Source organism: Acetobacter pasteurianus subsp. pasteurianus LMG 1262 = NBRC 106471 (assembly GCF_000285275.1).
Taxonomy (GTDB): domain Bacteria; phylum Pseudomonadota; class Alphaproteobacteria; order Acetobacterales; family Acetobacteraceae; genus Acetobacter; species Acetobacter pasteurianus.
In genome coordinates this window covers 1-5,230 of record NZ_CADO01000065.1, presented here as the reverse complement: position 1 = coordinate 5,230, position 5,230 = coordinate 1, and the positions used below count along the sequence as shown (strand labels likewise).

Below are 5,230 nucleotides of genomic sequence, written 5' to 3'. Positions count from 1 at the left end.
TCAGGCCAGCGCTATCCGTGCTCACTCACGACACAAAATGCAACTGTAGTGCTAGGATCAGGACCTAATGATTTGATTGCGGAAATCTGATTCAGGCTCAGTGAAGTGACTGGAGATGAGCGACCTGTTTTGGCTGACGAACGAACAAATGGAGCGTCTGCGGCCCTTTTTCCCAAAGAGCCACGATAGAAGCCCGTGTTGATGAGTGTCCCAACCGATCTATCCAGTGACGCCGTTGTCCGTCGTGGCAGGGAGATAATCAACAGGTCTTCATCACGGAAACAATGGTTTCCTGATATTCTGCTTTTTTGCCGTGTGTCCACTGGACCAATGCAGGTAAAAACATGACCGCAATCAGGAAATTTCCCGATTTATTGCCGGGCTTTACTTGGCGGGATATCGAGGTGAATGACGTGCGGATCCGCACGGCTAATCGCCGCAAACAACAAAGCAATAACTGCATGATATACGGTGACTACGCCTATCCTTTACTGCATATGGTGACAATGTATGCACGGAACGCAATCAATGGATCAAAACGCAGTTATTTTAGAAACTACGTAAAGTTTGCGTTCTTGACCTTCACGAGCGGGATGTCCGTTTTCATACTCCGCACACCTTTGATGCGTGCAAGCTGTTCACTCTGAAAACGTCGTAATCCTGGAAGGTCTTCCGCAACGACGCGCAACAGGAAATCACAGTCTCCTGCAAGGACGTATGCTTCCGTCACCTGCGGAAGTTTTCCGATTTCCTTGATGAAATGCTCGGACTGTCTCTCGTCTTCTCCCGTCAGCCATATCCTGACAAACGCTGTCACGCCGAACCCGGCTTTTACGGGATTCACAATGACGACATACCCTTCAATAACACCACTTTCTTCCAGCATCTGCACCCGGCGCAGGCACGGGGATGGAGAGAGCCCAACGCGCCTCGCAAGTTCATTGTTGGGGCAGCGGCCATCTTCTTGGAGAACACGAAGAATACGCCGATCAATCGTATCCAGTTTCATTAACATATTATATCAGAAATAATCATATCGACGCAATCAAATGCCAAATATCAACGGGTCAGTTGGCATAAACGCAACCTCATGTCTGCAGATCTACGCTATCCTACCTTCTCTCGCATCACATGGATGGCAATCAGGAACATAATTAGAGCACATGAAAACGCCGTGGAACTTTGTAAATTTCCTTCTAAAGCGATGCGTGTTTGATGAATTTGCATACGCTTCTTGCTTTCTGGACGATTTCCATCCTCCTTGTCGCAACCCCTGTTGCTGACTGGGCGTATGTCATTTCCGCCGGAATACGTGATCATGCCGCAGTCGTGCCTGCTGTGTTCGGTCTGTTCCTCGGATATATTGCCATTACCGGAACGGTCGCAGGTGGTATCGGTGCGCTTGTCGCTGGCATGCCGCTCGCGGTCACCCTTCTGACGTTTGCAGGTGCAGCCTACCTCATAAAACTGGGCATTTCCCTTTTGCGCCATCCTCCCCTACCGAAAGAAGGACATGAACGCGAAACAAGCGCTCGGCGCTGGATTACCAAAGGGTTTGCCATCAGCGGCCTGAACCCCAAGGCTCTTCTGTTTTTTCTTGCCCTTCTACCCCAATTTACAAATCCGGGGTCATCATTGCCGATCTTTTTACAGATCGCGATATTGGGCTGCGTTCATACAATAAACTGCGTATCCATCTATCTGATGGTCGGATTTGGGGCACGGACAATATTAAGCAGCCGCCCCAGAGCGTCCATTGTAACAAGCTATATATCTGGAGCGATCATGATCCTGCTTGGTCTGGGTCTGGCGTCAGAAGACATCATAAAATTATTCCACTCATGACGAAGGAGTATGGAAAGCGAAGAAATTGGAAACAGGCTTTATTTCACAGATTTTGTGGGTTTAGAGTGAAGTCCGCTGTATCGATTTCCCGATTTCCATGAATGCCGAAACTGCGGGGTTTTTTGTAGTCATCGGCGCACGAAGAACAACATCAAGCTGGGGAGCGTCTGTCAAAGTCCGTGATATCAGCCCTGTCCCCATTCCGGTACACAGCGATGCAGGGATAAGGGCTACGCCCAGTCCTTTTGCAACAAGCTGGATAATCGTGTGCTGCAACCGCGGTTCAAGCACGACATGCGGGACAATTCCCTTGGCCGAAAAATAGCTGTTAATTGCAGATCGCAGAGCCGGCGCTGTCGCGGCGGGTGCCGCGATGACTTTCTCCTCGCGGAGTTTCTCAGGATAGATCTGCCCGACCGTGGCAAGAGGATGGTCTTCCCTCATGATAATGCGTAACCGTTCTCTGGCCAACAGCACTGTCTGCAGGTGCGGCGCATATCCGCAATCAAATGTTACAGCCGCATCCAGTGTTCCAGCCACCAGCATCTCATCGATCTCTGTCGGCGTGCGTTCATCAAGGACAAGGCGAACATCAGGCCTTGCCTTTGCATAAAGCTGCACAAGTTCCGGCACGACACTGTGAGCAGCATGCATCATGAATCCCAAGCGCAATTCGCCTTTCATGCCGCTGGCAACCAGCCTGACATCTCGACAGGCGTCTTCAAACTGCCCCAGCACATTTCGACAGTCTTCCATGAAGTGTTTCCCGGCTGGGGTGAGAGCCACGCTGCGCGAGTTTCGCTCAAACAGCTTCACGCCCAACGTACGCTCAATCATCGCAATCTGACGACTGAACGGCGGTTGGCTCATGTTCATTCGCTCGGCGGCCCGCCCGAAATGAAGCGTCTCGGCCAAAGCCATGAAAAACCGCATATGTCGCGTGTCCATCTGATACCCTGAAAGCATTGATCGTAAACCATATGAGTATTGGATTATATCGATAGCCTCCGTTACCGTCACGCCTTTGGTAAGTTCCAGAGGTCCTTGATGCTGAACAATCTACTGATCGTCCTGCCTATCTTTGCCCTCATTCTCACCGGATGGATCGCACGCAAATCGGGCGCACTGGGTCCCAATGCCACGCGCGAAGTCAATCGGCTCGTGGTCTATCTTGCGCTGCCTGCAGTGCTGTTCGACATCGTGGCAAATGCAAAAATGACCGATCTGTGGGAACCGGGATTTATTGCGGCGTTCACGCTTGGCTGTTTTATCGTGTTTGCCGGGACGCTGTGCTGGCGGGTTTCAACAGGACATCACCTTGCCGATGCCGCCATTGACGGACTGAACGCAAGTTACGCCAATACAGGGTTTGTCGGTTTCCCGCTCGTCCTGTCTCTTGTTGGCAATACCGGCATGGCCCCCACTCTCATTGCCACGATCGTAACGGTCTGTGTGCTGTTTGTCATAGCAATCATTTTAATCGAGGCTGGACTGCAAACCGAAGCACGGCCGCGTGATATCGTCGCAAAAACCCTTTTTTCTTTAGTGAAAAATCCTTTACTGGTGGCACCAGCACTTGGTGGCCTGGTCATGGTATCGGGTGGCCACCTGCCAGGACCCGTGCATGCTTTTCTGAAGCTTCTCGGCGGAGCTGCATCGCCCTGCGCCCTGATCGCCCTCGGTCTGTTCCTCGCCGGAAATTCGGCCGGTGCCGCATCTGCGCGCCCGTCGACAGCGGCCATTCTTGTTGGCCTGAAGCTGCTCGCCCAGCCTCTGGTGACATGGATTATTGCAGCACCAGTGCTCCATCTGCCCCCTGCGATGACGCACATTGCCGTGCTTCTTGCCGCACTTCCAACAGGAACGGGCTCGTTCATGCTGGCGGAATTCTATGATCGTGAAGCAGCCCTTACCGGACGTGTGGTACTTGCCTCCACCGTATTCTCGATTGCAACAATCTCGCTCTACCTCGCCTTTGCACCCGCGTAGGAACGCTCATCGGCATTTTGACAAAGTCTCGGACCAATAATCTCCACCAGCCAGTCCACGAACACCCGCACACGCGGAGAAAGCAGCCTGTTGCTCGGATAAAGCACCGAAACTGGCGTTGGCATTGGAGGGAAATCCGGGAGAACCTCGATCAAGGTGCCATTTGCAAGATCATCGGCAAATCCATAGCGTGGAACCTGCACGATGCCAAAACCGAGCCTGGCTGCTTCGGCATAGGTATCCACGCCCCCGACCAACAAACGTGCAGGGAGTGACCTCTCAATCACATCCTCTCCGCGCGTAAACTCCAATGGCAGGGGCTGACCGGTACGTGAGGATACGAAGCCGATCATCTGATGCCCCTCGAGATCGTCAGGAGAGGCAGGCATTCCGTGCCGCGCCAGATAGGTTGGGCTGGCGAGCGTCACCTCCTCCATCACGCCGAGAGGCCGGACGATCATGTCGCTGTCCGACAGGCTTCCAGCCCGTACAACGCAGTCCACCCCTTCGCGCACCAAATCAACAAACCGTTCGCCCTCACCGAGATGAACGGTCAATGCCGGATGCCTTGTCATAAAATCTGGAAGCCCTGGTAGCAGGATCATCCGCGCCAGACGCCCAATCACATGGACCCGCAACAGACCTGCTACAGCACCACTCGCGCCACGATCTGCATCCTCAAGATCCGCCAGGATCGCCACACACCGGCGATAGTAGGTAGCGCCTTCCTCGGTAGGTCGAACATGACGTGTTGAGCGATGTAGCAACCGCGTGCCAAGTCTTTGTTCCAATGTTTTGATCGCTGCAGTCGCTACCGGACGCGAAATACCGCAGTCCGCAGCGGCGGCAGTGAAACTGCCACGATCAACAATGCGCAAAAAGAGATTAAGTGTCGCAAACCTGTCCATAGGATTGTTTCATGGAGCAAAACAATGCTGACGGAAAGAGTGCTCTTATCGAACAGACATCGTTATGGCCAAGATAGGTTTCTCAACAGATGGAGATATCCATGCCAGAAGCACACACCATTGCCATTGTCACGGGCGGAAGCCGTGGACTGGGCCGCGCAACCGTTGAAGCTCTCGCCCAACGCGGCGTCTCATCTCTCTTTACCTATCACACCAACAAATCCGCAGCTGATGAAGTGGTCAAAAGTGTCCAGCACAGCGGAGCCCGTGCAGTCGCTCTGCAACTCGATACTGGAGATACGCACGCCTTTCCTGCCTTTGCCGACGAAGTCCGGCGCGTGCTGCGCGTATGGGGAAGCGAACGTTTCAATTATCTGGTCAACATGGCAGGTACGTCCCATAGCGGGCTATTCGGCGAGGTGACAGAAGAAGATTTCGACGCGGATTTCTCACACTTGAGGCAATTTCGGGTCATTTTGTAGAATTCA

Annotated in this window: 6 protein-coding genes; 3 read left to right on the top strand and 3 right to left on the bottom strand. The window is 53.0% G+C overall.

Annotation, left to right across the window (positions count from 1 at the left end; all coding sequences use genetic code 11):
• Positions 1 to 556: 556 nt before the first annotated feature.
• The gene (locus APA10_RS09595) at positions 557 to 1,009 is read right to left on the bottom strand and encodes an Lrp/AsnC family transcriptional regulator (RefSeq protein ID WP_003630708.1); all 453 of its coding nucleotides are present in this window, start codon (positions 1,007 to 1,009) and stop codon (positions 557 to 559) included.
• A 206-nt stretch (positions 1,010 to 1,215) separates the two neighbouring features.
• Here APA10_RS09595 and APA10_RS09590 point away from each other — a divergent pair, with 206 nt between their 5' ends.
• Positions 1,216 to 1,845: a LysE family translocator gene (locus APA10_RS09590; protein WP_003630707.1), complete on the top strand. Its 630-nt coding sequence runs from the start codon at positions 1,216 to 1,218 to the stop codon at positions 1,843 to 1,845.
• Between the two features lie 60 nt (positions 1,846 to 1,905).
• Here APA10_RS09590 and APA10_RS09585 read toward each other — a convergent pair whose 3' ends face one another.
• Positions 1,906 to 2,811 carry a LysR substrate-binding domain-containing protein gene (locus tag APA10_RS09585; RefSeq protein WP_174714374.1) on the bottom strand — a complete coding sequence of 302 codons (906 nt, stop codon included), beginning with the start codon at positions 2,809 to 2,811 and terminating at the stop codon, positions 1,906 to 1,908.
• A gap of 81 nt (positions 2,812 to 2,892) precedes the next feature.
• Here APA10_RS09585 and APA10_RS09580 point away from each other — a divergent pair, with 81 nt between their 5' ends.
• Entirely contained in the window at positions 2,893 to 3,834 is a 942-nt protein-coding gene (locus APA10_RS09580) for an AEC family transporter (RefSeq protein ID WP_003630705.1), read from the top strand.
• Here the strand turns inward: APA10_RS09580 and APA10_RS09575 are convergent.
• Positions 3,810 to 4,742 (bottom strand): LysR family transcriptional regulator, encoded by a 933-nt coding sequence (locus APA10_RS09575; protein WP_003630704.1) that lies wholly within the window; start codon positions 4,740 to 4,742, stop codon positions 3,810 to 3,812. The two genes, APA10_RS09580 and APA10_RS09575, sit on opposite strands and share 25 nt — an antisense overlap.
• A gap of 101 nt (positions 4,743 to 4,843) precedes the next feature.
• Between APA10_RS09575 and APA10_RS09570 the strand changes: the two genes are divergently transcribed.
• Positions 4,844 to 5,224 carry an SDR family NAD(P)-dependent oxidoreductase gene (locus APA10_RS09570; RefSeq protein ID WP_250697693.1) on the top strand — a complete coding sequence of 127 codons (381 nt, stop codon included), beginning with the start codon at positions 4,844 to 4,846 and terminating at the stop codon, positions 5,222 to 5,224.
• The last annotated feature ends 6 nt before the right edge of the window (positions 5,225 to 5,230 follow it).

Coding starts and splice junctions, on each gene's coding strand:
- APA10_RS09575 (WP_003630704.1), bottom strand. CDS start 4,742: ATGGACAGGTTTGCGACACTTAATCTCTTTTTGCGCATTGTTGATCGT.
- APA10_RS09585 (WP_174714374.1), bottom strand. CDS start 2,811: ATGCTTTCAGGGTATCAGATGGACACGCGACATATGCGGTTTTTCATG.
- APA10_RS09590 (WP_003630707.1), top strand. CDS start 1,216: ATGAATTTGCATACGCTTCTTGCTTTCTGGACGATTTCCATCCTCCTT.
- APA10_RS09570 (WP_250697693.1), top strand. CDS start 4,844: ATGCCAGAAGCACACACCATTGCCATTGTCACGGGCGGAAGCCGTGGA.
- APA10_RS09580 (WP_003630705.1), top strand. CDS start 2,893: ATGCTGAACAATCTACTGATCGTCCTGCCTATCTTTGCCCTCATTCTC.
- APA10_RS09595 (WP_003630708.1), bottom strand. CDS start 1,009: ATGAAACTGGATACGATTGATCGGCGTATTCTTCGTGTTCTCCAAGAA.